Below are 23,879 nucleotides of genomic sequence, written 5' to 3'. Positions count from 1 at the left end.
CATGGCCGCCTACGACTACATTCACGACGGCACGGCGATCTACGAGCGCTCCTTCGCCATCATTCGCGCCGAGGCCGACCTTTCTCGCTTCTCGGAAGCCGAGGCCGATGTCGCAATCCGCATGATCCATGCTTGCGGCCAGGTCGAGGCATCAAGCCATTTCGTTTTCTCCCCTGATTTCGTTGCCGCCGCCCGCACCGCTTTGGCGGCCGGCGCGCCGATCTACTGCGACGCGGAGATGGTCTCGCATGGCGTCACCCGCGCCCGGCTGCCGGCCGGCAACGAGGTGATCTGCACATTGCGCGACCCGCGGACGCACGACATCGCCAGGGAAATCGGCAACACCCGTTCGGCCGCGGCAATAGACCTGTGGGGCGAGCGCATGGCAGGCTCCGTCGTCGCCATCGGCAACGCGCCGACCGCGCTGTTCTATCTCCTGGAGAAACTGCGCGACGGCGCCCCGAAGCCTGCGGCCATCATCGGCATGCCGGTTGGCTTCGTCGGTGCCGCCGAATCCAAGGATGCGCTGGCCGAGAATTCCTATGGCGTGCCCTACGCCATCGTGCGCGGCCGGCTCGGCGGCAGCGCCATGACCGCCGCCGCGCTCAATTCATTGGCGAGGCCCGGCCTGTGAACGCCATCGCAAAAGGCCGTCTTGTCGGCGTCGGCACAGGTCCCGGCGACCCCGAGCTGTTGACGCTGAAAGCCGCGCGGGCCTTGGCCGAGGCCGATGTGGTGGCCTATTTCGCCAAGCGCGGCAACAACAGCAACGCGCGCGCCATCGTTGAAACGCGCTTCCGTCCGGACATGACGGAACTGCCCCTGCTCTATCCCGTGACCACCGAGATCGACAAGGACCACGACGACTACCGGTCGCAGATCACGACTTTCTACGAAGAGTCCGCCGAGGCGGTCGCCAGGCACCTCGAAGCCGGCAGGATGGTTGCCGTGCTGTCCGAAGGCGACCCGCTGTTCTACGGCTCCTACATGCACCTGCATGTGCGCCTCGCCCATCGCTTCCCGACCGAAGTCATTCCCGGTATCACCGCCATGTCCGGCTGCTGGTCGCAGACCGGTGTTCCGATCGTCCAGGGCGATGACGTGCTGACCGTGCTGCCCGGCACGATGAGCGAATTCGAGCTGAGCCGCCGGCTCGCCGACACCGATGCCGCCGTGATCATGAAGGTCGGCCGCAACCTGCCCAAGATCAGGCGCGCGCTGGAGGCGACCGGCAAGCTGACGCGCGCCGTCTATGTCGAGCGTGGCACCATGGCCGGCAGCGTTTCGATGAGGCTTGCCGACAAACAGGATGACAAGGCGCCCTATTTCGCCATCGTGCTGGTGGCCGGCTGGTCCGGCCGGCCCGGTGCGCTGGGAGCGCAATCATGAGCGGCCGCCTCACCGTCATCGGCCTCGGCCCCGGCAATGCCGACCAGGTCACGCCGGAAGCCAGCCGTGCTGTGGCGCAGGCGAAATTCTTCTATGGCTACAAGCCCTATCTCGACCGATTGGAGCTTCGCCCCGACCAGACCCGCGTCGCCTCCGACAATCGCGAGGAACTCGCCCGCTCCAAGGATGCCCTGATCAAGGCCGCGGAAGGCCATGACGTCGCCGTGGTCTCTGGCGGCGACCCCGGCGTGTTCGCCATGGCGGCCGCCGTCTGCGAGGCGATCGAAGCCGGCCCAGCCGAATGGCGCGCCGTCGATATCGCGGTCGTTCCCGGCATCACCGCGATGCTGGCGGTCGCCGCCCGCATCGGCGCACCACTTGGCCATGATTTCTGCGCCATCTCGCTGTCCGACAATCTGAAGCCATGGGAATTGATCGAGCTGCGCCTATTGGCAGCCGCCGGCGCGGGCTTCGTCATCGCGCTCTACAACCCGATCAGCAAGGCGCGCCCCTGGCAGCTTGGCCGCGCCTTCGAGTGCCTGACCGCCATCCTGCCCGGCACCACGCCGGTCATTTTCGGCCGCGCCGCCGGCCGCCCGGACGAGCGCATCGAGGTCTATCTGCTGGCCGATGTCGAGGCTGAGAAGGCCGACATGGCGACCTGCATCATCATCGGCTCTCAGGAAACCCGGATCATCAAGCGCGGCGACAAGCCGGCGCTGGTCTACACGCCGCGTTCGGCAGCGGGCCCGACAAAATGATCGATCATCGCGGCCAGCACTTCGACGGTTTCCGCCGAGGGAACATCCGGCAGATCAGGCCTTTGGACCATGACCACGTCGACGCCCAGCGCCCGCGCCGCGGCGATCTTGCCGTAGCTGGCCGCGCCGCCGCTGTTCTTGGACACGACAATTTCGATACGATGCGTTTCGAGCAGGGCGCGTTCGTCGTCCTCCCGGAACGGTCCTCGCGCCAGCAGATAGGTCGCATCTGGCACAGCCAGCTTCGGTTCGACCGGATCGACGCTGCGAATGAGATAATGGTGCTGGGGCGCGGCGTCGAAGGCACCGGCCTCTTGCCGGCCCAGCGCCAGGAACACGCGGCGCGGCGCCGCTCCCAGCGCTTGCACGGCATCATCGACCGTATCGACCAGCGTCCAGCGGTCGCCTTCTACCGGTTCCCAGCCTGGGCGGCGCAAGGCGAGGATCGGCACGCCGGCCATGCGCGCCGCCTGCGCGGCGTTAGCGGAGATTCGCGCCGCGTAGGGATGCGTGGCGTCGATCAGCAGATCGGTGCGCGTCTCCCTGAGATAAGCGGCCAGCCCGTCGGCGCCGCCAAATCCTCCGCTTCGCACCGGCACCCCTTGCGCCACCGGGCTTTCGGTGCGGCCGGCCAGCGACAGCGTGACCGAAGCGCGCGCGGCCAGCTTCCCGGCGAGTTGCCGGGCCTCCGTCGTGCCGCCGAGGATCAGAATGCGGTGGGTCATCATGCCTGTTGAGGGTCCGCGCGGCGCCAAGCTCAACGCGAGGTGGCTCACCATCGTCGGCATCGGCGAGGACGGTTTAGCGGGTCTCGGCGACGAGGCCAAGCAGCGGATTGCCGGGGCGGAAATCATCTTCGGCGGCAAGCGGCATCTGGCGCTGGTCGCTTCCTTCGCCAAGGGCGAACCCCGTCCCTGGCCGGTTCCTTTCGATCCGGAGATGCGCGATGTGCTGGCGCTTGCCGGCAGAAACGTCTGCGTGCTCGCCTCCGGCGATCCCTTTTTCCATGGAGTCGGCGCCACCCTCGCCCGCAAGGTCAAAGCGCGTGAGATGCATGTCATCCCCGCTCCGTCAGCCGTTTCGCTGGCAGCCGCGCGCCTTGGCTGGGCGCTGCAGGAGATCGAGACCGTCTCGCTGCATGGCCACTCGATCGACCTGATCCGCCCCATGCTGCAACCCAACGCGCGCATTCTGGCGCTGACATCCGATGGCGACGCACCGGCCGCAATTGCGCACCTGCTCACCGAACTCGATTTTGGCGCCTCGCGGCTGACGGTTTTGGAGGCGCTGGGCGGTCCGAAGGAGACCCAGCGCTCCGCCCGCGCCGATGCCTTCGACATCGAAAACATCAATCCACTCAACGTTTTGGCTATCGAAATTGATTCGAGCCCGCAAGCCCGCGTGCTGCCGCTCACGGTTGGCCTTGCCGATCATTTGTTCGACCATGACGGCCAGATCACCAAGCGCGAAATCCGCGCCATCACCCTGTCGGCGCTGGCGCCAAGGCGCGGCGAACTGCTGTGGGACATCGGCGCCGGTTCGGGCTCCATCGGCATCGAATGGATGCTCGCCCACCCCCTGATGCGCACGATTGCCATCGAAGCCGACCCCATCCGCGCCACTCGCATCGGCAACAACGCCGCTGCCTGCGGCGTTCCCGGCCTCGTCGTGGTGGAAGGCAGCGCGCCCAGGGCGCTTGCCAAACTGGACACGCCCGACGCCATCTTCATCGGTGGCGGCGGCAGCGACTCCGGCGTGTTGGCCGCCGCCATCAAGGCGCTGCGCCCCGGCGGCCGGCTCGTCGCCAATGCGGTGACATTGGAGATGGAGACCCTGCTTCTCGCCCAGCACATAAAACTGGGCGGCGATCTCACGCGCATCGCCATTTCGCGCGCTTCGCCGGTCGGCTCGATGCAGGCCTGGCGGCCGGCCATGCCGGTGACCCAATGGAGCTGGGTAAAACCATGATGGTCGCGGGCATCGGCAGCCGAAAAGGCGTGAACGTTGAAGACGTGCTTGCGGCGATCGAAACCGCTCTCGAAGCGCATGGGCTGGCGACGACGGCGCTTTCCGCACTGGCGACCGCCACGCTCAAACAGGATGAGGATGCGATCGCCGCTGCCGGCCGCGCGCTGAACCTACCGGTCATCATCGTCGATGACACAGCGCTTCAGGCCGTATCGACGGACACGCTCAGCCATTCCGATCTCTCGCAAGAGCTGGCCGGCACGCCATCGGTTTCCGAAGCATCGGCCCTTGCGGTGGCCGGCAAAGGCGCCAGGCTGCTCGGCCCCCGCACGGTGCTTGGCCCCGTCACCTGCGCCATCGCCATCAGCGGAGACGCGCCATGACCGTTCATTTCATCGGCGCCGGTCCGGGCGCCGCCGATCTCATCACGCTGCGCGGTGCCAAACTGTTGGCAAGCTGCCCGGTCTGCCTCCATGCCGGCTCGATCGTCGCGCCCGAATTGCTGCAGCACTGCGCGCCGGGTACAAAGCTGATCGACACCGCGCCGATGTCGCTCGACGAGATCGAAGCCGCCTACCTCGATGCCCACAGAGCCGGCCACGACGTCGCCCGCCTGCATTCCGGCGACCTGTCGGTGTGGAGCGCCGTCGCCGAGCAGATCCGCCGGCTGGAAAAGCACGGCATCCCTTACACGCTGACGCCGGGCGTCCCGTCCTTCGCCGCCGCAGCGGCCGCGCTGCGCCGCGAGCTGACCATTCCCGAGGTCGCGCAGAGCCTGGTGCTGACCCGCATCTCCGGCCGCGCCTCAAGGATGCCATCAGGTGAAACGCTGGCCGGCTTCGGCCGCACCGGCGCCACGCTGGCCATTCATCTGGCCATCCACGCCATCGACCGCGTCGTCGCCGAGCTGACGCCGCACTATGGCGGTGATTGCCCGGTAGCGATCGTCTTCCGCGCCTCATGGCCGGATGAGCGAGTGCTGACGGGAACGCTGGAAACGATCGAGGCACAGCTTGCGGCCGATCCGATGGAGCGCACTGCGATCATCTTCGTTGGCCGCTCGCTTGCAGCGGAAGGGTTTGGCGAGAGTTCTCTTTATGACGCCCATTACCAGCGGCGTTTTCGCGGACGGGACGGATTGTGAGCGGCAACAGCAAAAACAAGGGCGGCAACGCCACGCTCGAACAGGCCTTGTCGCGGCTGAACTTCAAGCCGCGCCCGCTCGATCCGGGCCATGTCTGGCTGGCCGGCGCCGGCCCCGGAGATCCCGGCTGCCTGACCTTGGAAGTGCTGGCGGCACTGGCCGAAGCGGATGCGCTGGTCTACGACGCTCTTGTCTCGCCTGATGTCGTCGCGGTTGCCGAAAATGCCGAGCTGTTCTTTGCCGGCAAGCGCGGCGGAAGACCGTCGATGAAGCAGGACGACATCACCGCGCTGCTGGTGCGGCTGGCCCGCGAAGGCCGTCGCGTCATCAGGCTGAAGGGCGGCGATCCCTATATTTTCGGTCGCGGCGGTGAAGAAGCCCTGGCACTCGCCCGTGAAGGCATTCCCTTCCGCGTCCTGCCCGGCCTGACATCGGGCCTCAGCGCACTAACCGCTACCGGCATCCCGGCCACCATGCGAGGCATCAACAAGGCTGTGATCCTGGCGACCGGCCACGCCGCCGGCACCGATGACGATATCGACTGGGCGGCAATCGCCCGCACCGGCCAGCCTGTCGTCGTCTATATGGGCATGGCCAATCTGCCCCTGATCGCAGCGGCACTGCTCGATGGCGGGCTGGCGCCGTCGACACCGGCGGCGGTGATCGTCGCCGCCACCACGCCGCAGGAGCGAACCGTCGTCGCCACGCTCGCCACCATCGCCGAGCAAGCAGCCGCCGCGGGGCTCGCCTCGCCGGCGCTGATCGTCGTCGGCGGCATCGTCGCCATGCGCGCGGCACTGGCGGGCGGGGCATGACGGCACGGGCCATCATCATCGGTGCGCCGCGCTCCGGCTCCGGCAAGACCAGCGTCACCATCGGCATCCTGCGCGCGCTCACCCGGCGTGGGCTCAAAGTGCGCGGCGCCAAATCCGGCCCTGACTACATCGATCCCGGCTTTCACACCGCCGCCACCGGCCTGTCCGGCGTCAACCTCGACAGCTGGGCGATGCCGCCGTCGCTGCTCAACGCGCTCGCCGCGCAAGCCGCCGACGATGCCGATTTCGTCATCCTCGAAAGCGCCATGGGCCTGTTCGACGGCATTCCGGCCGCGCCGGGCCGCACCGGCTCGGCGGCGGATCTTGCCCGGCTCTACGGCCTGCCGGTGCTGCTGGTGCTCGACGTGTCCGGTCAATCGACCACGGCGGCGGCCGTCGCCAAGGGGTTCGCCACCTACGATCCCGACGTGCGCATGGCCGGCGTCGTGCTCAACCGGCTGGGCAGCGAGCGTCACCGGCGGCTGTCCGGCGACGCCATCGAGGCGATCGGCCTGCCCGTCGTCGGCGCCATCCTGCGCGATCCCACGCTCAATCTACCAGAACGCCATCTCGGCCTCGTCCAGGCCGGTGAGTATGATGACTTGATGGCGCATCTCGACCGACTGGCCGACATGGCGGAGAAATCGCTCGACCTCGACGCCGTGATGAGGCTGGCAACGCCCCTCGCCCCGGCAACCGGCGGCTTTGAAGACGCGCTGCAGCCGCCCGGCCAACGCATCGCGCTGGCGGAAGATGCCGCCTTCACCTTCCTCTATCCGCATGTGGTGGCCTACTGGCGCAAGGCCGGCGCCGAGATCGTCCCGTTCTCGCCGCTTGCCGATGAAGCGCCTGACGAGAGCTGCGATGTCTGTTGGCTGCCCGGCGGCTATCCCGAACTCCATGCCGGTCGCCTGGCAGCAGCGGAGACCTTCAAGACAGGGATAACCCGCTTCGCTGCAACAAAGCCCATCCATGGCGAGTGCGGCGGCTTCATGGTGCTCGGCGAGGCGATCGAGGATGCCTCGGGCCAAACGCATCGCATGCTTGGCCTGCTCGGTCATTCCACCAGCTTCGCCAAACGCAAGATGAACCTCGGCTATCGCGAGGCGCGGCTGCGTGCGGATTGTCCGTTGGGCTCACAGGGAGCGCTGATCCGGGGCCACGAATTCCATTATGCGCAGATGACTGCCACCGGCAATGACGAGCCGCTGGCCGACCTCGCCGATGGCCAGGGCAATCCGATCGGCGCTTCGGGCTATCGGCGCGGCCATGTCAGTGGCAGCTTCTTCCATGCCATTGCGAGGGGTTAGGCCATGAAGCTCCCCAACTTGACCTTCTCGCCCCGGCAAATCCCCGGCGACATCGCGCTCTGCCTGGTCTTCTTCACCAGGCTGCCGCTGCCCGTGTTCGATTTTCGCGGCCGCGGCCTTGCCGCCGCGATCTGGGCGGCGCCCGTCGCCGGCGTCGTCGTCGGCCTGATCGGCGCGATCGTCTTTGCCACGGCGGAACGGTTTGGCCTTGCCATGGGCCCGGCGGCGGCGCTTGCGCTGGTTGCAACCGTGGTCACCACCGGCTGCCTGCATGAAGACGGGCTGTCCGATGTCGCCGACGGTTTTGGCGGCGGCAAGTCGCGCGGCCGCAAACTCGAGATCATGCGCGACAGTCGCATCGGCGCTTACGGCGCCATGGCGCTGGCCCTGTCACTGCTGATCCGCTGGAGCGCACTCTCCGAACTCGTCGACCCGACACAGGCGCTCTTCGCCCTCATTGCCGCGCACACGGCCTCGCGCGGCGTGCTCGGCGCCTTCATGCACATCTTGCCCCCGGCCCGCGACGACGGCCTTTCGGCCGGCGCCGGCACCGTCTCGCGGGAAACGGCAATCGCCGGCGCCGTGCTCGGCGCCATCCCGCTCTTCCTGCTCGGGATCGGCGGCGCCATCGCCGCGCTGATCCTGCTCGGCCTGCTGTTTGCCGCCTTCCACGCCCTTTGCCTCAACCAGATCGATGGCCAGACCGGCGACACCATCGGCGCCCTGCAGCAGGTGAGCGAAATCGCGGTGCTGCTCGTCGCTTCCGTCGCCCTCTCTTGATTTCCCTTGGCTTGATTCCCTTTTGGAGATTTTTCCCCCATGTCCTTCAAATCCCTCGATGAACTGCGCGCGGCCTGCCGCGACCTGCCCGCCGGCAGCGATGCGGCCGCCGATGCGGTCGCCCGCCGCCAGGACACGCTGACCAAGCCCCAGGGCAGCCTCGGCCGGCTCGAAACCATCGCCGCATGGCTGGCGCGCTGGCAGGGCCGCGACATGCCGAGGCTCGACCGGGTGAAAGTCTTCGTTTTCGCTGGCAATCATGGCGTTACCGCGCAGGGTGTGTCGGCCTACCCTTCGGAAGTCACCGTGCAGATGGTGGCGAATTTCGCCGGCGGCGGTGCCGCCATCAACCAGCTTGCCCGCATTGCCGGCGCCGAACTCGATGTCATCCCGCTCGACCTCGACCATCCGACCGGCGATTTCACGCAAGTGCCGGCCCTGGACGAGGAAGCGTTCCTGGCCGCCGTCTCGGCCGGCCATGACGCGGTGACGAAGGATTTGGACCTCATCTGCTTCGGCGAGATGGGGATCGGCAACACCACGCCGGCCGCCGCCATTTCAGCCGCCCTGTTCGGCGGCGGTGCCGAAAAATGGACCGGGCGCGGCACCGGCGTCGACGATGCCGGCCTGAAGCGCAAGGTGGTCGCCATCGAGGCCGGCCTGAAGCGTCACGCCGCCGCCCTTGCCGATCCGCTGAGCGTGGCCGCAACGCTCGGCGGGCGCGAACTCGCAGCCATCTTCGGCGCCACGCTGGCCGCCCGGCATCTCGGCATACCAGTGCTGCTCGACGGCTTCGTCTGCACCGCCGCAGCGGCCCCGCTGGCAAGGCTGCATCCGACAGGCCTCGCCCACACGATCGCCGCCCACGTCTCGGCCGAATCAGGCCATCGTGGTCTGCTCGAAGCGCTCGGCCTGCCGCCGCTGCTCGATCTCGGCATGCGGCTCGGCGAAGGCTCCGGCGCCTGCCTCGCCGTCAACATCGTCCGCTCGGCATTGGAGTGCCATGCCAGGATGGCGAGCTTTGCCGAGGCTGGTGTGTCGGAGAAGTAATCAGGGGATTTCCGGTGGGTGCGGCCGACAGGGCTGCCCCACAGGACGGCAGCTTTCGTTCCAGGCGATTCTCCAATAGAGTTTTAGGATGAAAAAGCTACATCCAGTCGCTGCTGCTGCAACCATCGCTGCAATGTGTGCTGGTGTGCTTTGGCGCAGCGGATACTCCACCTACGGCCCAATCGACACCGGGATTCTTGTTCTTTTCCTGATTTTCTTCTGGTGGCTCATCAGCGATTTTTCAGGAGGAAAGGCCGGCAGTGACGTCGGCGAACATCAAAGCGTGAACGGTGGCATCGCTTTTCGATTCGGCAGGTTTCTGGGCCGCGTTTTTGGGCGCGGCAATAATCGCCTTTGAACGCCGATGGCTCACCTTGGATGAGCCGCATCGGTTTCCCGCTTTCAGGGTCTTTCCACCAAGTCTTCTAGGAATTTGGTGGGTGCGCACAGGATTGAACTGTGGACCCGCTGATTAAGAGTCAGCTGCTCTACCAACTGAGCTACGCACCCACTCGGCCGGCAAAAACCGGCGTTGGCGGGCATATAGCCGCCACCATCCGTCATGTCCAGCCCTGCCGGAGTCATTTCCCGACAAATCGCTTTCAGCCCATCGCAATCAGACGAAAAGCTTGCCTTCCGCCACCTTGACCGCGTTGCCGCCGATGCGCGCGGAGGTCAGTTTTCCGCCTTGCACGGTCAGTTCGAGGCGGATGCGCGACGGCCGGCCCATCTCCAGCCCCTGCTCGATCCACAGCTGCGAGATGCCATCCGTCGGACCGTCGAAATGCATGATGGCGCCGGCGAAGGCGGCCGCAGCCGAGCCGGTCGCCGGATCTTCATAGGAGGGCGTACCGGGCACGATCATGCGCACGTGGAACGCGCTTTCATGGTTCACCGTCTCGCGGCAGTAGACATAGGGGCTGGCGAAGGCCCAGTCGCTCTTGCGCGGCGCCAGTTCCGACCACGCCTGGTTGTCCAGCCGGATGCGGCCCGCCGCTTCGAGATTGGCGACCGGGATGGTCACATAGGGCACGCCCGCCGACCAGAACGCGACGCGGTGATTCTCGAAGCCGATCTCATGCGGCGTCAGGCCAAGGGCGGCACCGATCGCCTCCGGATCGGCCTCGAGTTTCAGCGGCTCAGGCAGTTTCGCGAGGTCGAACTCGGCGAAGGTCTGGCCATCGTGCCTGCTGACGGCGCAGCGCACCGGGCCGATGTTTTCCTCCAGCACGAAGATGCCGGCCCCGCCCTCGCCGGCAAGTTCGGCCAGCGCGATTGCCGACCCCACGGTCGGGTGGCCGGCGAACGGCATTTCATAGTCCGGCGTGAAGATACGGATGCGGTTTTTATGCTTGGGATTGTCCGGCGGCAGCACAAAGACCGATTCGGACAGGTTGAACTCGCGCGCGATGGCCTGCATCGCCGCCGTGTCCAGACCTTTGCAATCCAACACCACGGCCAGCGGATTGCCGGCCAGTCGCTCGGTCGTGAACACATCGTAAAGCAAGTAATTCCGGGTTTGCATTCCTGCCTCAATCCAAACATGGGCGAAATTTAATTTGATATTTGAACCATCAAGCCTGATCTGTACGCAGACAGGGACATTGCGCTTCATAGGGGTCCGGCGTGGACCAGATTGTCAATCTGCCAAAGACGGAATCGGATTCCGCCATCGAGACCGCGCTCGGGCTCGACCGACAAGGTCTGCGCAAGACGCGCCGGCGTGGCTGGCTCTATGCGTTGCTGACCCTGATCGCACTTGCCGCCGGTCTTGGCCTCTACCAATGGTATGCCGGCACGCCGGCCAAGATCGACTACACCACCGTCCCGGCCGCCAAGGCCGACCTCACTGTCCAGGTGTCCGCCACCGGCACGCTGCAGCCGCTCACCCAGGTCGACATTTCCAGCCAGCTCTCCGGCATCATACGCTCGGTTTCGGTCAACGAGAACCAGCAAGTGAAGAAGGGCGACGTGCTTGCGGCTCTCGATACCGCCAAGCTGCAGGTCCAGATCGAACGGGCTGAAGCGGCCGCCAAGGCGGCGGCGGCCAATGTCGAGGACGCCAGGGTAACGCTTGCCGAGAATGAAAGCGCGCTGGTGCGTGCGGCGGCCTTGACCAAGCGCGGCATGGCGACAGACCAGTCGCTCGAGGCGGCGACCGCGACGCGCGACCGCTCCAAGGCGGCGCTCGACAGCGCCGAGGCCAATCTCGCCATCGCCAATGCCGATCTGAAATCGCAGCAGACCGACCTTGCCAACAGCACCATCTACGCGCCGATCGACGGCATCGTGCTGACGCGCTCGGTCGATCCGGGCCAGACGGTCGCCTCCTCGCTGCAGGCGCCGGTGCTGTTCATCATCGCCGCTGATTTGAGGAACATGGAGCTGGTGGCGGCGGTCGACGAAGCCGACATCGGTGCCGTCAAGCCGGGCCAGCATGCGCGCTTCACGGTCGACGCCTTTCCGGACCGGCCGTTCGATGCCGAGATCCGCGACATCTCCTATGCCTCGATCACCACCGACGGCGTCGTCACTTACAATGCGCGGCTCGAGGTCGACAACAACGAGCTTTTGCTGCGCCCCGGCATGACCGCCACGGTTTCGGTCGTCACCCGCCAGGCCAAGGATGTGCTCACCGTGCCCGCCGGCGCCTTCCGCTACCGTCCGACGCAGCAAGCCGCGCGGCCCTGGAGTTTCAGCGACCTGTTCACCGGCCGCATTGGCCGCCCAGGCGGCAATCGCCAGCGCCAGGCAGCGACGGCCCCCACCGATGGCTCGCGCACGCTCTACGTGCTGGAGAACGGCCGGCCGCATCCCGTCAACGTGAAGATCGGCTCGACCGATGGCGAACTGACCGAGATCACCTCCGGCCTGGAGGAAGGCGCGCAGGTCATCACCGCCTCGCAGCAGCGGAGCTGAGGCCGTGGCCGCCGGTGCTGCCCTCATCACCTTCGACAAGGTCTGGAAGAGCTATGGCCAGGGTGAGGCCAAGGTGCATGCGCTGGCCGGTGTCGATCTCGCGATCCGCAGCAGTGAATTCGTCGCCATCATGGGACCGTCCGGTTCGGGCAAGTCGACGGCGATGAACATCATCGGCTGCCTCGACACGCCGACCGCCGGAACCTATTCGTTCATGGGCGTCGACGCCGGCCGGCTCGACCGCAACCGCCGCGCCATGCTGCGCAACCTCTATGTCGGCTTCGTTTTCCAGGGCTACAATCTGCTGGCGCGAACCACCGCGGCCGAAAACGTCGAACTGCCGCTGATCTATCGCGGCGTGGCCGCCCGTGAGCGCCGCGACCTCGCCATGCAGGCGCTGGCCGAGGTCGGCCTCGTCGGCCGCGAGCATCACACGCCGGCCGAACTGTCGGGCGGCCAGCAGCAGCGCGTGGCGATCGCGCGCGCCATCGTCACCAGGCCGACGCTGCTTGTCGCCGACGAGCCGACCGGCAACCTCGACACCGCCCGCACGCACGAAATCATGGAGTTGCTGACGCGGCTGAACAAGGATCTTGGCCTGACCATCGCCATGGTCACCCACGAAGCCGATGTCGCAGAATATGCCGAGCGCACCATCCGCTTCCTCGATGGGCATGTCGCCTCAGACACCATGAATCTGGAGACGGCGTAAATGATCTGGGAAACCGTCCGCCTCTCGCTGCGCTCGATCCGCCGCAATGTGCTGCGCTCGTTCCTGACGCTGCTCGGCATCGTTATCGGCGTCGCCGCCGTCATTGCCATGCTGACCATCGGCTCAGGCACCACGCAGAAGGTCAAGGCTGACATCTCCAAGCTCGGCAGCAATTTGCTGGTCGTTCGCGCCGGGCGGCCCGCCGGTCCCGGCGCCCCCGGCGGGCTCGACCAGGCGGTGCGGCCGCTGGCCGAGAAGGACGTGGCGGCGCTTGTGGCGCATCTCAGCGGCGCTCGCGCCATCTCGCCGGCCTCGCAGAAACAGGTGCGCGTCATCTTCGGCACCGAGAGCCTGACCTCCGGCGTCACCGGGACCGACAGCGCCTATCTCGACGCACGCGACTGGAAGCTGGTGTCAGGCCGGCCGTTCAGCGATTCCGAAACCCGTTCCGGCACCGGCGTCTGCCTGATCGGCGAGACGGTGCGCCAGCAATTCTTCGGCGCCGGCGATCCCGAAGGCGAGATCATCCGCGTCAACCGAACCTCCTGCAAGATCATCGGCCTGCTCGAACCCAAGGGCTATACCGGCTTCGGCCAGGACCAGGACAATGTCGTGCTGATGCCGCTGCATGCCTACCAGCGCCGCATCGCCGGCAACCGCGATATCGACAACATCTACATCGCCGCCGACGACCGCACGCCGACCACGGAATTGCAGCCGCGCGTCGAGGACATTTTGCGCGACGCACGCCGCATCACACCCGACCGCGAGAGCGATTTCGGCATCCGCGACATGACCCAGATCGCCGACGCCATGGCCAGCGCCACCACCACCATGACCGGCATGCTGGGTGCGGTGGCCGGCGTCAGCCTTTTGGTCGGCGGCATCGGCATCATGAACATCATGCTGGTCTCGGTCACCGAACGCACCCGCGAGATCGGCATCAGGCTCGCCATCGGCGCGCATGAAAAGCACATCCTCATCCAGTTCCTGGTCGAGGCGACGGTGCTGTCGCTGCTCGGCGGCATCATCGGCATCCTGATCGGCCTGGCGTTGGCCGGCCTCGCCTCGGCGACGCTGACCATCCCCTTCGCGCCAAGCCCGGCGGTCATCCTGCTCGCCGTCGGCTTTTCGGCGCTGATCGGCATGGTGTTCGGCTTCTTCCCGGCCCTGCGCGGCGCCAGGCTCGACCCGATCGACGCGCTCCGGCACGAATAGGCAATCCCAATCGGAAAACGTGTCCGGCGCTTCGATCTGGTTTTTTTGCACAACCTTCGACGTTTCCCCCTCTCCCGCCAGGCGGCTCGCAATGTTAGGCCATGGCATCCTTGGTTGAGGAATGACGCATGAGCAAGAAGTCACGACTGATCCTGGTGATGGTCATCATCGAAGCCGCCCTGGCCGGCATCTGGTGGTATCTCGCCCGCTACGGCATGGCCAATCCCGATCGCGTCACCTCGGATTTCCAGGCAGTCGTCGGCCAGACCATGGGCATGGCGATGGGCGGCTTGCTGGGTATCGGCTTTATCTTGTTCTTCGTCGCAGCCAAAAACGATCGCAAGGCGGCGCAGGGCAAGACGCGCCCTTAACTTTCGCCGGAAAAATGCCACTCGATCAGCGGCTTCATGTGCGGCGACAGCCCCTCCGGCAGGTCGGCGGCATGTCGGATGATGACCGGCGCCTCGATCTCCGGATCGGTCTCGCTGGCGACGAAGGCTGAGATTCGCCGCGCGATCTCATCGGCCGGTGCCGTCACGTGATAGCGGCGGAAGATCACCGTGCCGCTTGCCGTCGAAAGGGCATGATAACGCACGCCGCGCCTGGCAGCCGACAGGTCGAGACCGGTTTCCTCGCGCACCTCGCGCATCATGTTGAAATCGACGTCGACCAGACCTTCGCGAAAGTCGATCGGCTCGAACGATCCGGCGGCAAAATAGACGCGGCCTGCGCTGACCGTGCGTAAACCCATGCGGATTGCCACCAGCGCATTGTCGCCGGCCACCAGCATGGCATGGGCGTACGCATGCTCCGCGCCGGAATTCTCGCGCTGCTTACGCCAAAGCATGAAGGTGGAGTAGTCGATCGCATGACAGCGGCCGACGAGCCGGTTGTCGCGCCAGGCAAGTTGCGACAAAAGCACGACCGTGCCGTCGAACAGCGCCGGATTGGCCGCGATCTCGCGCTGCCAGTTCTCGGCGATCGCGTCAGCGTTTTCCAACGCGAAAGGGTGCGGGCCGGGATCGAGCCGGACCTCGACGGCATCGACCGGCAGGATGACATTGCGCGGTAGATCGAAACGCATGCGTTCAGGCCCGATCCTGCTCACCGGACAATATCCAGCGTGATCGCCACGGGGCAATGGTCGGATGCCTTCGGCCGGTCCCAGCCGGCGCGCGGGAAACGCTCGACTTCCTGGCCCGCGGGAAAGATCGTGCGCCAGGGCTGGCCGTTGCGGATGATGTCGGGAACGGCGGTGGCATTCTTCGCCGCCAGCCCCTTCGAAAGCAGGATATAGTCAAGCTGGCAGAGATGCCGCTCCTCGGGGCCGCGTGTGTGGTAGAAGGTCCAGCGGTTCATTTCCGGCCGCCGTTCGACGATGTTTTCACTGAAGCCGCCCGCCGTCAGCACGTCGATGCAGGACTGGGCCTCGTCGACCACCTCGAAACGGTAGCCGTCGAATTCATCGCCGGCGATCTTCACGCGCTGGCGGTAATCGTTCATGTCGCCGCAGATCGCCCACCGCTTGTCGGCGGCATGATCCACGCCGAAACGCTGCTCTATGATCCGGCGCACCGCTTGCGCCTCGGCGATCCGCACCGGCATCGTCGCCTCGCGCCCGTCGAGGCCGTTGCGCGGCGAACCCATCGACTTGAAGTGCACGAGATAGAGCGTCAGCGGCACGCCGCCCACGGTGATATCGATTTCCAGGCAGTCACGCCGGAAGACGCGTTCATTGGCCTGATTGCCGAGGGCCGCCAGTTCCGGCGTATACAGCCCGAACTGCTCGTAGGTGACATGGGCATAGCTGGTCATGCGCACGAATTCGATCGGCTGGCCCTGCGCGGTCTCGTTGCGCATCATGATGGCGACATCGATGCCGCGCGAATCATTGCCCGACGTGGTGTATTTCTGGCGGTAGCCCTGCCCCACCATCTTGAACAGATAGCCGTATTCGAAGGCCTTCAGCGCCTCGATGTTGTCGACCTCCTGCATGCAGATCACATCGGCACGGGTGGCGGCGATCGCCAGCGCCGTGAGCTGGCGCATGTCGTCGGACTGGGCGATCGCCCGGGCCTGCTCCAGCATCTTGTATTCGGCCTCGCTCTGGATATCGAACAGCGCCAGCGTCCGGTCCTCGTTGAGCTGATTGCGATAACCGGAAAAATCGAACCTGTTCATCAGGTTCTCGACATTGAAGGTGGCAAGGCGCAGCGACATGCTCCGACCTTTGCCCGCAAGTGCGCCAGAAAACAAGATCGCAGGGACCACAAGCGGAGATCGATTGGTCCTGCGTTGTTCGCGTCATGGTTGACGGAACCTTTCCGTTCATCCGCCGTTCAGATGCAAACATCCACAGTAGGCCCATTCCAGGGTAGGCGTGGGGCCTGTGTCTCTTGGAGAGTGCAATGAATTCGCTCTTTTCTTCCACCATGAAATCCGGGCTGATAGCGCTCGGAATTGTCTCCGGCGTCACGGCGCCGTCCGCTGCCGGTCCGATCCTTCAGCCGAACCTGTCGGTTCCCGCCAGCACGGCAGCACCTGCGGTCACTCCGGTGCGCGACAGCTGGGCAGGCGGCAACAACCGCTCTTTCAACAACGACTGGAGATGGCGCCGGTCGGGCCACTGGAATGGAAACCGGCACTGGAACGGGGGCAATTGGAACGGCGGCGGCAATTGGCGCTGGCGTCACGGCCGCCGCCACTATCACGGCGGCTATTATGACGACGGCGCCGCCGCGGTCCTGGGCCTCGGCTTGGGGCTCGGCCTTGGCAGTATGTACAACAACTACAACAACTACGATTATTATAGGCCGGCGCCGCGCCGCTACTACCGTGCGGGACGGCTTTCGAACGCCCATGTGCAATGGTGTTACAACAGGTACCGGTCGTATCGCGCCTGGGACAATACGTTCCAGCCCTACAACGGCCCCCGCCAGCAATGCTATTCGCCTTATAGCTGAGGTGAGGCTGGAACGATCAGGAAATGAAAACGGCGCCAGGTGGCGCCGTTTTTGGTCCGTTGCTCGTCGAACGTAGATTTCGCTCAGTTCTTGGCTTTGTCGACCAGCTTGTTCTTGGAGATCCACGGCATCATGGCGCGCAGCTTGGCGCCGACTTCCTCGATCTGGTGGCTGTCGTTGTTGCGGCGGATGCCCTTGAAGCGCGACATGCCGGCGCGGTATTCCTGCATCCATTCCGAGGTGAACTTGCCGGTCTGGATGTCCTTCAGCACGCGCTTCATCTCGGCCTTGGTCTCAGCGGTGATGATGCGCGGGCCCGAAACATACTCGCCCCATTCGGCGGTGTTCGAGATCGAGTAGTTCATGTTGGCGATGCCGCCTTCATAGATCAGGTCGACGATCAGCTTGACCTCGTGCAGGCACTCGAAATAGGCCATTTCAGGCGCGTAGCCGGCTTCCACCAGCGTCTCGAAACCGGCGCGGATCAGTTCGACCAGGCCGCCGCACAGCACCACCTGCTCGCCGAACAGATCGGTCTCGCATTCCTCGCGGAAATTGGTCTCGATGATGCCCGAACGGCCGCCGCCGACGCCGCAGGCGTAGGAGAGCGCGAGATCGAGCGCGTTGCCCGAAGCGTCCTGGTTGACGGCGACCAGGCACGGCACGCCGCCGCCCTTCTGGTATTCGCCGCGCACGGTATGGCCGGGGCCCTTCGGCGCGATCATGACGACGTCGACCGTCGACTTCGGCTCGATCAGGCCGAAATGCACGTTGAGGCCATGCGCGAAGGCGATCGCGGCACCGTCGCGGATGTTCGGCGCGATCTCGTTCTTGTAGATGTCGGCCTGCAATTCGTCGGGCGTCGCCATCATCATCAGGTCGGCCCATTTGGCGGCGTCCGCCACGCTCATCACCTTGAGCCCGTCGGCCTCGACCTTCTTGGCGGTCGCCGAGCCGGCCTTGAGGCCGATGGCAATCTCCTTGGCGCCGGAATCCTTGAGGTTGAGCGCATGCGCCCTGCCCTGGCTGCCATAGCCGATGATGGCGACCTTCTTGCCCTTGATCAGGTTGAGATCGGCATCACGATCGTAATAGACGCGCATTTTTACTTCCTTCCCGTTTTATGAATCAGAGGCCTCGCGGCCCGGTTTTGCTCCGAAAAGAGCGAGAAACTGCTGCGTCGCCCGGACGGCATCGCCGCCGATCGTCGCCTCAGTCAATTCCAGCCGGTCGCCGAGCAAGAGACGGATCTGCACGTCACGGGCGACCAGCCCGAAAAAGGTACGAAACGCCGTCTCGGCATCCGCGAAATCCAGAAGCCCTGCCTGGCGGCCTGCCTCCAGCACCGGCTTCAGCCGCTTGGCCAGCGCGAAGCGGCCATTGTCCAGCACGACGGCGCCAAGGTTGTCCTTGCCTGACCCGGCATGGCTGACCGCCACCCGGTTGAGCGCTATCGAGGTATCGCTCGAAATCACTTTCAGCCAGTCGGAAGCGAAACGCTCGAGGCTTGCCGCCAGCGAGGTAAGATCGAGCCCCCTGCCATCGACCGGCGCTACCCGCACCTTGGACGCTTGCCACTGCACGGTCGCCGTCAACAACCCGTCGCGGTCGCCAAACCATTTGTAGAGCGTCTCCTTGGAACAGCTTGCCCGTCTGGCCACGGCGGTCATGGTCAGTTGATCGCCCTCCTCGACCAACAGCCGCAATGCCGCATCCAGAACGGCCTTCTGCCGCTCCGTCAGCGTCTCGCTGGTGTCGATGTCGGCGTTTGCTAGCAACACGATCATTCCCAAACGGCAAGGCTGGTCGCCAATCCGGCAGCCGTACCGTACGTTACGGTTCGGCATATTGCGCAATCCGGTCCTCGGCGCAAGGGGGACAAAGAAAAAACTGCAAGTCCCTGCGATGCCACGCATCGCATATGTTAGTCTCCGGCAGGCGGATGACGCAGCCGTCCAAGCAGTGCCGACAGCGCGTTCAACTCATCCGCGCGGAGTTTGGCGCCAACCAGTTCCGCGATCGACCGGCCATAGACGGCCCACATCCGCCGGCGCATCTCCAGCCCTTTGGCCGTGATGCGGATCGTCTGGCCGCGGCCGTCATCGGCCACGGGCAGTTTCTCGACCAGCCGGTCCGCTTCGAGCCGCGCCAGCAGCCGCGAGATGTTGTATTGCGCAAAAAGGGTGCGCTCGATCAACTGAAACGGCCGCAAGCCACCCTCGCCCGCCTCGGCGAGTTCATGCAGCACATCGTACCAGTCGAGCGATGGCAGCCCGCCTTGCTTCAGCGCGTCTTCGGCACTCTCCACCAGCTGGCGCGAAACGCGCATCAGGCGAGCCCATGCCTTGATGGCTTCCGGCGAAGGCGTGGTGTTCTCGGTCATGACCCACACTAGGCGATAGATGCAGATGCATCAAGCTTGACGATCGATGCACACGCATCTACATAGATGCAATTGCATCAATTCTGAAAGACAAATCCATGAAGCATGACAAACTCATTCTCGTCAGCCACCCTCTCTGTCCTTACGTCCAGCGCGCGGCGATCTCGCTGACCGAAAAAGGCGTGCCGTTCGAGCGCATCGACATCGACCTCGCCGAAAAGCCGCACTGGTTCAACGCGATCTCGCCGCTCGGCAAGGTTCCGTTGCTGCGCGTGCCGCGGAACGGCGAGGAAACGGTAATCTTCGAGTCGGCTGTCATTCTCGAATTCCTCGAAGAGACACAGGCCAATCCCCTTCACCCCACCGACCCCTATGCCCGCGCCCGGCATCGTGCCTGGATCGAATTCGGCTCGGCCATCCTCAACGCCATCGGCCGCTTCTATTCGGCACCCACCGAGGCCGGCTTCCTTGCCGAGACCAGCACGCTGTCGGCCATGTTTGGCCGTCTTGAAGACGAACTGGCGGACGAAGCCCGGCAGGGTGGGCCATGCTTTGCGGGCGACTGTTTCTCGCTCGTCGATGCGGTCCATGGCCCCGTTTTCCGATATCTCGACGCCTTCGACCGGATCGGCGATTTCGGCATCCTGGACGGCAAGCCACGCGTCCAGGCCTGGCGAAAGGCATTGAGCCAACGCCCCTCCATCAGGGACGCCGTTGCACCGGATTATCCGCAGCGTCTGGATGCCTTCCTGCGGGCGAAGGGCTCATTTCTGTCGAGCCTCATGCACCGAAACAATCCGGCAAGCGCTTCGGCCCGTCCGATACGCCTGAACGATCGACCACTGTGCCAGCCACATTTATGAGCGGACTCGTAGCATTTGAAAAACCACGAGACGAAAACATTCATCAATTTCGCTCTATGAAGACGATCATTGACCCAAGCGAAGCTGGAACTCGTCAATGGGACCATCTCCCGATAGGGGCGACGTTATCCTCATTCCGGGGATACCGACGTTTCGAAAATCCGTTGTCCCGCCATTGTCGGTTCGGCTTCCGATCGAAGCCCACTGTAGCCGGAGCAAACACCTGATGGTGGGTGCTTTCTGGGTGCTTTGCGCCTTTGCGATGTTGGCGCTTGCGCTGACATTCTTTGTCGATGACCCGAAAAGCCAACACTCTCTCGTCGTGAAGGCAGTGATGGTCCTCTTTCAGCTGTTTGGGCTCTACTGGGCTCCATTCTTCTCAGCGGCCGCGCTATTGGCTTTCCTTGACGCCCGGCTTGTAAAGCCAGCCTTGATTGTCAGGCCGGACCGGTTGATCGACAACCGGTCCGGCTTATCGGTCGAGTGGGTTGATGTCTTAAGCGCGCGGCCGATAACGACCAGGGCCGGCTACTGGGGAGTGACCCTACGAATGCGTGATTCAGCGTTGTTGCCGAAATCCATTCGACTTGGCTATCCGTTGTTGCGCAGGCGCAGAGGCGAGGTTCACCTGCAATGCAATTTGCTGAGCTTGCCATCACATCAGATCGCCAATGCGATATTTACACTTGCGCAACACGGCGGAGCCCAACTTTTGCCCCCGCGTCCCGCGCTCACCTGGAATTCGCCTCCACCGACAGTGCCACAACAATGGAACAGCGATGAAGCAACGCAACGATCCGGTGCTCAGCTAAAAACAGGCGGCTAGCGCCTGATTTCCGCCCATCGCGCTTCGGTCAGCCCGATCCGCTTGAACGGATCGATCGCCGTGCCGGCCACCATCGACGCCAGGAACTGCGGCGCCGGCGGGATTTTCGCGATGGTCGCCACCAGCCGGTCACGGATGAACGGCAGCGCCACGGAATCCGATTGGTAGAACGGCGTGAACGCCAGCGACAGCGCCTGGAAGACACGCACATGCCAGCGCCGCGCCCTGGCATAGGCTTCGAGGGCTGCCTCGACATTGTCGGTCTGTACCAGCGCATGGCTGAGCGCCGCCGCATCGAGCAGCGCCATGTTGGCCCCTTGTCCGAGCTGCGGGCTGGTCGAATGCGCGGCATCGCCGATGATCGCCAGCCGCCGGCCAACCGGAAGCTTCATCGTGTGGTGGCCGTAGCGGGCCAGCGACAGCTGGTCGAAACCGTCGATCTGGCTGGTGTACGCCCGGCTTTGCGGCCACAGCCGGACCACCCTCTCCTTCCAGGCGTCCAGGCCCTGAGCACGCACCGCGTCGGCATCATCAGGCTTCAGGCTCCAGAAGAAGGCCGCCATCTTTTCAGCACCCGGTTCCGGCCGGCCGATCGGCAGCACGCCGATCATCACGCTTGCCCTGTCGTAGCGCTGCGAAAGCGCGTGCTCGTCGAAGCCCTCGTCGCGCCAGCCGAGCGATGCCCAGAACGCGCCATAGGTGAGCGGCCGCGGCGCGCCTCCACTATCAGCGCATTGCCGCAGTTTCGAGCGCGAGCCGCTGGCGTCGACGATCAGCTCGAACGGCCCTGCCCTTCGTCCGTTGCCACAGACCAGCGTCGCCCGTTCGCCGGCCTCCACGGCCTCGATCTCGACGTCGGTCTCGATAGCGATGGCCTCGCGCCGGGCGGCGCGGAAAAGCACGCCGAACAGGGCAGCCCGGTGCACCGCCAGGCCGAAACGGCTGCCGCGCTGCGCGTCGTAGCGGACATCGAGCACGGTGCGGCCGGTCGAGGCGTCGGCGCCATGCAGCCGGTCGATGCGGGCGCCGAGCGCCAGTATGTCGTCGAGCAGGCCGAGATCGGCCAACACGGTCAACCCGGTCGGCTGCAGGATCAGCCCGGAGCCGACCGGTTTCGGTTCCTCGAAGCGCTCGAAGACGGTGACCCTGTGCCCGGCGCGCTTGAGATAGAGCGCCATGGCGAGCCCCGCCGGGCCGGCGCCTGCAATTGCGATATCGTAGGAAATGCCGGTGCCCCCAAGCCGATCTGGCCGGGACAATCCTTCAGCGGCCGGATGAAATCAAGTCGCGGCGGCTCTTCGGCTGTTCAGCCTTGGGCGGCATCAAAATCAGCACGGGCCTCGCGCACCGCATCATGGTTGCGTTCGGCCCACAGGATCAATTGATGAAAGGCGCCGAACATCGAGCGCCCGAGATCGGTCAGGCTATATTCGACGCTCGGTGGCTTGGTCGGAAACACCTCGCGATGCACATAGCCATCCCGCTGGAGATCGTACAGGGTCTGGGTCAGCATGCGCTGCGAAATGTCGGGCACAAGGCGCCGCAACTCGCCGAAGCGATAGGGTTGTTCAGCCAATGCCATCATCAGCAGCGATCTCCATTTGCCGCTGACGCCCTGGATGACATCACGAACCGGACAATTGGCAATATTGCCGCCGCCGCTGATCGCTTTGTATATCTCCATCTTGGATTTCAGATTGATGACCTTGCCGTCCATGGCTGGTTCCCTGCGCGTGCCTACCTCCCAAAAAACTGCCTTCTTTACGGCACCGGGTCAATTCCTATTTTAGTGCTGGTCTCTTTCTGAGACTACCACTCGACCGCCGTTGCGGCACAATGTCAGGATCTCCCATGACCGAAACCCTCCTCGTTACAGGCGCCTCCGGCCAGCTTGGCCGCGGCGTCATCAACTTTCTCTTGGACACGCACAAAGTTCTGCCGGCAAACATTATCGCCACCACACGCAATCCAGAAAGCGTTGCCGATCTGGCGGCGCGCGGGGTCGTCGTCAGGGCCGCCGACTTCAACGACGCGGCCTCGCTGGAAACCGCGTTCAAGGGCGCCGACAAGGTGCTGATCATTTCGACCGGCGATCTCGATCTCAAAAGCGGCAGGCGCCTGAAGCAGCACGAAAATGCCGTCGCCGCGGCCAAAAACGCCGGCATTTCGCATTTGTTCTACACCTCGATGCCCAATCCGGAGCCGGTATCGCCGGTCCTGTTTGCCGATGACCACTACAGCACCGAGCAGGCGATCAAGGCGAGCGGCATCCCCTACACGATCTTCCGCAACGGCTGGTACCAGGAGAACCTGTTCCTGGCATTGCCGCACGCGATCGCCTCGGGACGCTGGTATACATCCGCCGGCGAAGGCCGCATCGCCCACGGCGCACGCGACGACATGGCGGCGGCGATCGCCGCAGGCCTTGTTTCCAGCACGACCGACAGCAAGACCTACACCTTGACCGGTCCGCATGCCTATACCACGGCCGAGATCGCGGCTCTGGTAAGCGAGGTCACCGGCAAGCCGCTGGAAGTCATTCAGGTTCCGGATGAGGCGCTGGCCGAAGGTGTGAAGGCGGCCGGCGTTCCCGAGGATTTCGCTGACGTCGTCGTGTCCTTCGACGTCAACACCCGCTCCGGCCGCATCGCCATGGTGACCGACGCGATCGAGGCGCTTTCCGGTAGGACGCCGAAGACCTTGAAGCAATTCCTCGAGGCCAACAAAGCCGCGTTGGCTGGCTGAAAGCAGCGCGGCGGCAGGTCTTTCTCCCGCCGC

General features: G+C 64.8%; 28 protein-coding genes and 1 tRNA gene. 19 read left to right on the top strand and 10 right to left on the bottom strand.

The window, feature by feature from the left end; genetic code table 11:
- Window position 1: 1 nt before the first annotated feature.
- The 3 genes from MESOP_RS18185 to MESOP_RS18175 are packed head-to-tail and all read left to right on the top strand — an operon-like array spanning window position 2 to window position 2,150.
- On the top strand, window positions 2–634 hold the full coding sequence (locus MESOP_RS18185) for a precorrin-8X methylmutase (protein WP_013894802.1): 633 nt from the start codon (window positions 2–4) through the stop codon (window positions 632–634).
- The gene (locus MESOP_RS18180; protein ID WP_013894801.1) at window positions 631–1,389 is read left to right on the top strand and encodes a precorrin-2 C(20)-methyltransferase; all 759 of its coding nucleotides are present in this window, start codon (window positions 631–633) and stop codon (window positions 1,387–1,389) included. Before MESOP_RS18185 ends, MESOP_RS18180 begins: the two co-directional genes overlap by 4 nt.
- Entirely contained in the window at window positions 1,386–2,150 is a 765-nt protein-coding gene (locus tag MESOP_RS18175; RefSeq protein WP_013894800.1) for a precorrin-3B C(17)-methyltransferase, read from the top strand. The genes MESOP_RS18180 and MESOP_RS18175 overlap by 4 nt, the downstream gene beginning before the upstream one ends.
- On the opposite strand, the gene MESOP_RS18170 is transcribed toward MESOP_RS18175, so the two are convergent.
- Window positions 2,114–2,875, bottom strand: a complete 762-nt coding sequence (locus MESOP_RS18170) for a cobalt-precorrin-6A reductase (RefSeq protein ID WP_013894799.1) — start codon at window positions 2,873–2,875, stop codon at window positions 2,114–2,116. The genes MESOP_RS18175 and MESOP_RS18170 overlap by 37 nt on opposite strands.
- A gap of 1 nt (window position 2,876) precedes the next feature.
- On the opposite strand from MESOP_RS18170, the gene MESOP_RS18165 reads away from it, so the two are divergent.
- The 8 genes from MESOP_RS18165 to MESOP_RS18130 all read left to right on the top strand — a co-directional run bounded on the left by MESOP_RS18165 (window position 2,877) and on the right by MESOP_RS18130 (window position 9,575).
- Window positions 2,877–4,118, top strand: a complete 1,242-nt coding sequence (locus tag MESOP_RS18165) for a bifunctional cobalt-precorrin-7 (C(5))-methyltransferase/cobalt-precorrin-6B (C(15))-methyltransferase (protein ID WP_013894798.1) — start codon at window positions 2,877–2,879, stop codon at window positions 4,116–4,118.
- A complete protein-coding gene (locus MESOP_RS18160; RefSeq protein WP_013894797.1) occupies window positions 4,115–4,501 on the top strand; it encodes a cobalamin biosynthesis protein in 387 nt (128 codons plus the stop codon). Before MESOP_RS18165 ends, MESOP_RS18160 begins: the two co-directional genes overlap by 4 nt.
- On the top strand, window positions 4,498–5,262 hold the full coding sequence (gene cobM / locus MESOP_RS18155) for a precorrin-4 C(11)-methyltransferase (RefSeq protein ID WP_013894796.1): 765 nt from the start codon (window positions 4,498–4,500) through the stop codon (window positions 5,260–5,262). The genes MESOP_RS18160 and cobM overlap by 4 nt, the downstream gene beginning before the upstream one ends.
- Window positions 5,259–6,077, top strand: coding sequence for a uroporphyrinogen-III C-methyltransferase (gene cobA, locus MESOP_RS18150; RefSeq protein WP_013894795.1), 819 nt, complete (start codon window positions 5,259–5,261; stop codon window positions 6,075–6,077). The genes cobM and cobA overlap by 4 nt, the downstream gene beginning before the upstream one ends.
- Window positions 6,074–7,387 carry a cobyrinic acid a,c-diamide synthase CobB gene (locus tag MESOP_RS18145; protein WP_013894794.1) on the top strand — a complete coding sequence of 438 codons (1,314 nt, stop codon included), beginning with the start codon at window positions 6,074–6,076 and terminating at the stop codon, window positions 7,385–7,387. The genes cobA and MESOP_RS18145 overlap by 4 nt, the downstream gene beginning before the upstream one ends.
- Before the next feature lie 3 nt (window positions 7,388–7,390).
- Window positions 7,391–8,167 carry an adenosylcobinamide-GDP ribazoletransferase gene (gene cobS, locus MESOP_RS18140; protein ID WP_013894793.1) on the top strand — a complete coding sequence of 259 codons (777 nt, stop codon included), beginning with the start codon at window positions 7,391–7,393 and terminating at the stop codon, window positions 8,165–8,167.
- Window positions 8,168–8,206: 39 nt separating this feature from the next.
- Entirely contained in the window at window positions 8,207–9,217 is a 1,011-nt protein-coding gene (cobT, locus tag MESOP_RS18135; protein ID WP_013894792.1) for a nicotinate-nucleotide--dimethylbenzimidazole phosphoribosyltransferase, read from the top strand.
- 88 nt (window positions 9,218–9,305) lie between these two features.
- Complete coding sequence (locus MESOP_RS18130) at window positions 9,306–9,575, top strand: hypothetical protein (protein ID WP_150111210.1); 270 nt, start codon at window positions 9,306–9,308, stop codon at window positions 9,573–9,575.
- A gap of 76 nt (window positions 9,576–9,651) precedes the next feature.
- On the opposite strand, the gene MESOP_RS18125 is transcribed toward MESOP_RS18130, so the two are convergent.
- Window positions 9,652–9,727, bottom strand: a tRNA-Lys gene (locus MESOP_RS18125).
- A gap of 106 nt (window positions 9,728–9,833) precedes the next feature.
- Window positions 9,834–10,742, bottom strand: coding sequence for a PhzF family phenazine biosynthesis protein (locus MESOP_RS18120; RefSeq protein WP_013894791.1), 909 nt, complete (start codon window positions 10,740–10,742; stop codon window positions 9,834–9,836).
- A gap of 101 nt (window positions 10,743–10,843) precedes the next feature.
- Here MESOP_RS18120 and MESOP_RS18115 point away from each other — a divergent pair, with 101 nt between their 5' ends.
- The 4 genes from MESOP_RS18115 to MESOP_RS18100 all read left to right on the top strand — a co-directional run bounded on the left by MESOP_RS18115 (window position 10,844) and on the right by MESOP_RS18100 (window position 14,437).
- Complete coding sequence (locus tag MESOP_RS18115; protein ID WP_013894790.1) at window positions 10,844–12,136, top strand: efflux RND transporter periplasmic adaptor subunit; 1,293 nt, start codon at window positions 10,844–10,846, stop codon at window positions 12,134–12,136.
- Between the two features lie 4 nt (window positions 12,137–12,140).
- Complete coding sequence (locus MESOP_RS18110; protein WP_013894789.1) at window positions 12,141–12,848, top strand: ABC transporter ATP-binding protein; 708 nt, start codon at window positions 12,141–12,143, stop codon at window positions 12,846–12,848.
- Window positions 12,849–14,066, top strand: a complete 1,218-nt coding sequence (locus MESOP_RS18105; RefSeq protein ID WP_013894788.1) for an ABC transporter permease — start codon at window positions 12,849–12,851, stop codon at window positions 14,064–14,066.
- A 128-nt stretch (window positions 14,067–14,194) separates the two neighbouring features.
- A complete protein-coding gene (locus MESOP_RS18100; RefSeq protein WP_013894787.1) occupies window positions 14,195–14,437 on the top strand; it encodes a hypothetical protein in 243 nt (80 codons plus the stop codon).
- Here MESOP_RS18100 and MESOP_RS18095 read toward each other — a convergent pair.
- Window positions 14,434–15,150 carry an NUDIX hydrolase gene (locus tag MESOP_RS18095; protein WP_013894786.1) on the bottom strand — a complete coding sequence of 239 codons (717 nt, stop codon included), beginning with the start codon at window positions 15,148–15,150 and terminating at the stop codon, window positions 14,434–14,436. The genes MESOP_RS18100 and MESOP_RS18095 overlap by 4 nt on opposite strands.
- Before the next feature lie 20 nt (window positions 15,151–15,170).
- On the bottom strand, window positions 15,171–16,286 hold the full coding sequence (locus tag MESOP_RS18090; RefSeq protein ID WP_013894785.1) for an endonuclease/exonuclease/phosphatase family protein: 1,116 nt from the start codon (window positions 16,284–16,286) through the stop codon (window positions 15,171–15,173).
- Window positions 16,287–16,474: 188 nt separating this feature from the next.
- Between MESOP_RS18090 and MESOP_RS18085 the strand changes: the two genes are divergently transcribed.
- Window positions 16,475–17,029, top strand: a complete 555-nt coding sequence (locus MESOP_RS18085) for a BA14K family protein (RefSeq protein WP_013894784.1) — start codon at window positions 16,475–16,477, stop codon at window positions 17,027–17,029.
- 83 nt (window positions 17,030–17,112) lie between these two features.
- On the opposite strand, the gene ilvC is transcribed toward MESOP_RS18085, so the two are convergent.
- The 3 genes from ilvC to MESOP_RS18070 form a co-directional block, all read right to left on the bottom strand.
- Entirely contained in the window at window positions 17,113–18,132 is a 1,020-nt protein-coding gene (gene ilvC, locus MESOP_RS18080; protein ID WP_013531065.1) for a ketol-acid reductoisomerase, read from the bottom strand.
- A gap of 18 nt (window positions 18,133–18,150) precedes the next feature.
- Window positions 18,151–18,816 carry a TetR/AcrR family transcriptional regulator gene (locus MESOP_RS18075; RefSeq protein WP_425339692.1) on the bottom strand — a complete coding sequence of 222 codons (666 nt, stop codon included), beginning with the start codon at window positions 18,814–18,816 and terminating at the stop codon, window positions 18,151–18,153.
- A 137-nt stretch (window positions 18,817–18,953) separates the two neighbouring features.
- Complete coding sequence (locus MESOP_RS18070) at window positions 18,954–19,412, bottom strand: MarR family winged helix-turn-helix transcriptional regulator (protein WP_013894782.1); 459 nt, start codon at window positions 19,410–19,412, stop codon at window positions 18,954–18,956.
- A gap of 98 nt (window positions 19,413–19,510) precedes the next feature.
- On the opposite strand from MESOP_RS18070, the gene MESOP_RS18065 reads away from it, so the two are divergent.
- Window positions 19,511–20,275, top strand: a complete 765-nt coding sequence (locus MESOP_RS18065) for a glutathione S-transferase family protein (RefSeq protein ID WP_013894781.1) — start codon at window positions 19,511–19,513, stop codon at window positions 20,273–20,275.
- A 226-nt stretch (window positions 20,276–20,501) separates the two neighbouring features.
- Window positions 20,502–21,101: a hypothetical protein gene (locus MESOP_RS18060; protein WP_041164179.1), complete on the top strand. Its 600-nt coding sequence runs from the start codon at window positions 20,502–20,504 to the stop codon at window positions 21,099–21,101.
- On the opposite strand, the gene MESOP_RS18055 is transcribed toward MESOP_RS18060, so the two are convergent.
- Complete coding sequence (locus tag MESOP_RS18055) at window positions 21,098–22,360, bottom strand: FAD-dependent oxidoreductase (protein WP_013894779.1); 1,263 nt, start codon at window positions 22,358–22,360, stop codon at window positions 21,098–21,100. The genes MESOP_RS18060 and MESOP_RS18055 overlap by 4 nt on opposite strands.
- A 47-nt stretch (window positions 22,361–22,407) precedes the next feature.
- Complete coding sequence (locus MESOP_RS18050; RefSeq protein WP_013894778.1) at window positions 22,408–22,818, bottom strand: winged helix-turn-helix transcriptional regulator; 411 nt, start codon at window positions 22,816–22,818, stop codon at window positions 22,408–22,410.
- Window positions 22,819–22,952: 134 nt separating this feature from the next.
- On the opposite strand from MESOP_RS18050, the gene MESOP_RS18045 reads away from it, so the two are divergent.
- Window positions 22,953–23,846 carry an SDR family oxidoreductase gene (locus MESOP_RS18045; protein WP_013894777.1) on the top strand — a complete coding sequence of 298 codons (894 nt, stop codon included), beginning with the start codon at window positions 22,953–22,955 and terminating at the stop codon, window positions 23,844–23,846.
- The last annotated feature ends 33 nt before the right edge of the window (window positions 23,847–23,879 follow it).

The organism is Mesorhizobium opportunistum WSM2075, from assembly GCF_000176035.2.
GTDB lineage: Bacteria > Pseudomonadota > Alphaproteobacteria > Rhizobiales > Rhizobiaceae > Mesorhizobium > Mesorhizobium opportunistum.
Note: the sequence above shows the minus strand (reverse complement) of the source record. Positions and strands in the feature narration are given on the sequence as shown.

Coding starts and splice junctions, on each gene's coding strand:
- MESOP_RS18120 (WP_013894791.1), bottom strand. CDS start 10,742: ATGCAAACCCGGAATTACTTGCTTTACGATGTGTTCACGACCGAGCGA.
- MESOP_RS18170 (WP_013894799.1), bottom strand. CDS start 2,875: ATGACCCACCGCATTCTGATCCTCGGCGGCACGACGGAGGCCCGGCAA.
- MESOP_RS18175 (WP_013894800.1), top strand. CDS start 1,386: ATGAGCGGCCGCCTCACCGTCATCGGCCTCGGCCCCGGCAATGCCGAC.
- MESOP_RS18065 (WP_013894781.1), top strand. CDS start 19,511: ATGAAGCATGACAAACTCATTCTCGTCAGCCACCCTCTCTGTCCTTAC.
- MESOP_RS18185 (WP_013894802.1), top strand. CDS start 2: ATGGCCGCCTACGACTACATTCACGACGGCACGGCGATCTACGAGCGC.
- cobM (WP_013894796.1), top strand. CDS start 4,498: ATGACCGTTCATTTCATCGGCGCCGGTCCGGGCGCCGCCGATCTCATC.
- MESOP_RS18105 (WP_013894788.1), top strand. CDS start 12,849: ATGATCTGGGAAACCGTCCGCCTCTCGCTGCGCTCGATCCGCCGCAAT.
- cobT (WP_013894792.1), top strand. CDS start 8,207: ATGTCCTTCAAATCCCTCGATGAACTGCGCGCGGCCTGCCGCGACCTG.
- ilvC (WP_013531065.1), bottom strand. CDS start 18,132: ATGCGCGTCTATTACGATCGTGATGCCGATCTCAACCTGATCAAGGGC.
- MESOP_RS18165 (WP_013894798.1), top strand. CDS start 2,877: ATGCCTGTTGAGGGTCCGCGCGGCGCCAAGCTCAACGCGAGGTGGCTC.
- MESOP_RS18160 (WP_013894797.1), top strand. CDS start 4,115: ATGATGGTCGCGGGCATCGGCAGCCGAAAAGGCGTGAACGTTGAAGAC.
- MESOP_RS18050 (WP_013894778.1), bottom strand. CDS start 22,818: ATGGACGGCAAGGTCATCAATCTGAAATCCAAGATGGAGATATACAAA.
- MESOP_RS18100 (WP_013894787.1), top strand. CDS start 14,195: ATGAGCAAGAAGTCACGACTGATCCTGGTGATGGTCATCATCGAAGCC.
- MESOP_RS18145 (WP_013894794.1), top strand. CDS start 6,074: ATGACGGCACGGGCCATCATCATCGGTGCGCCGCGCTCCGGCTCCGGC.
- MESOP_RS18070 (WP_013894782.1), bottom strand. CDS start 19,412: ATGACCGAGAACACCACGCCTTCGCCGGAAGCCATCAAGGCATGGGCT.
- MESOP_RS18075 (WP_425339692.1), bottom strand. CDS start 18,816: ATGATCGTGTTGCTAGCAAACGCCGACATCGACACCAGCGAGACGCTG.
- MESOP_RS18085 (WP_013894784.1), top strand. CDS start 16,475: ATGAATTCGCTCTTTTCTTCCACCATGAAATCCGGGCTGATAGCGCTC.
- MESOP_RS18095 (WP_013894786.1), bottom strand. CDS start 15,150: ATGCGTTTCGATCTACCGCGCAATGTCATCCTGCCGGTCGATGCCGTC.
- MESOP_RS18090 (WP_013894785.1), bottom strand. CDS start 16,286: ATGTCGCTGCGCCTTGCCACCTTCAATGTCGAGAACCTGATGAACAGG.
- MESOP_RS18045 (WP_013894777.1), top strand. CDS start 22,953: ATGACCGAAACCCTCCTCGTTACAGGCGCCTCCGGCCAGCTTGGCCGC.
- MESOP_RS18060 (WP_041164179.1), top strand. CDS start 20,502: ATGGTGGGTGCTTTCTGGGTGCTTTGCGCCTTTGCGATGTTGGCGCTT.
- cobS (WP_013894793.1), top strand. CDS start 7,391: ATGAAGCTCCCCAACTTGACCTTCTCGCCCCGGCAAATCCCCGGCGAC.
- MESOP_RS18130 (WP_150111210.1), top strand. CDS start 9,306: ATGAAAAAGCTACATCCAGTCGCTGCTGCTGCAACCATCGCTGCAATG.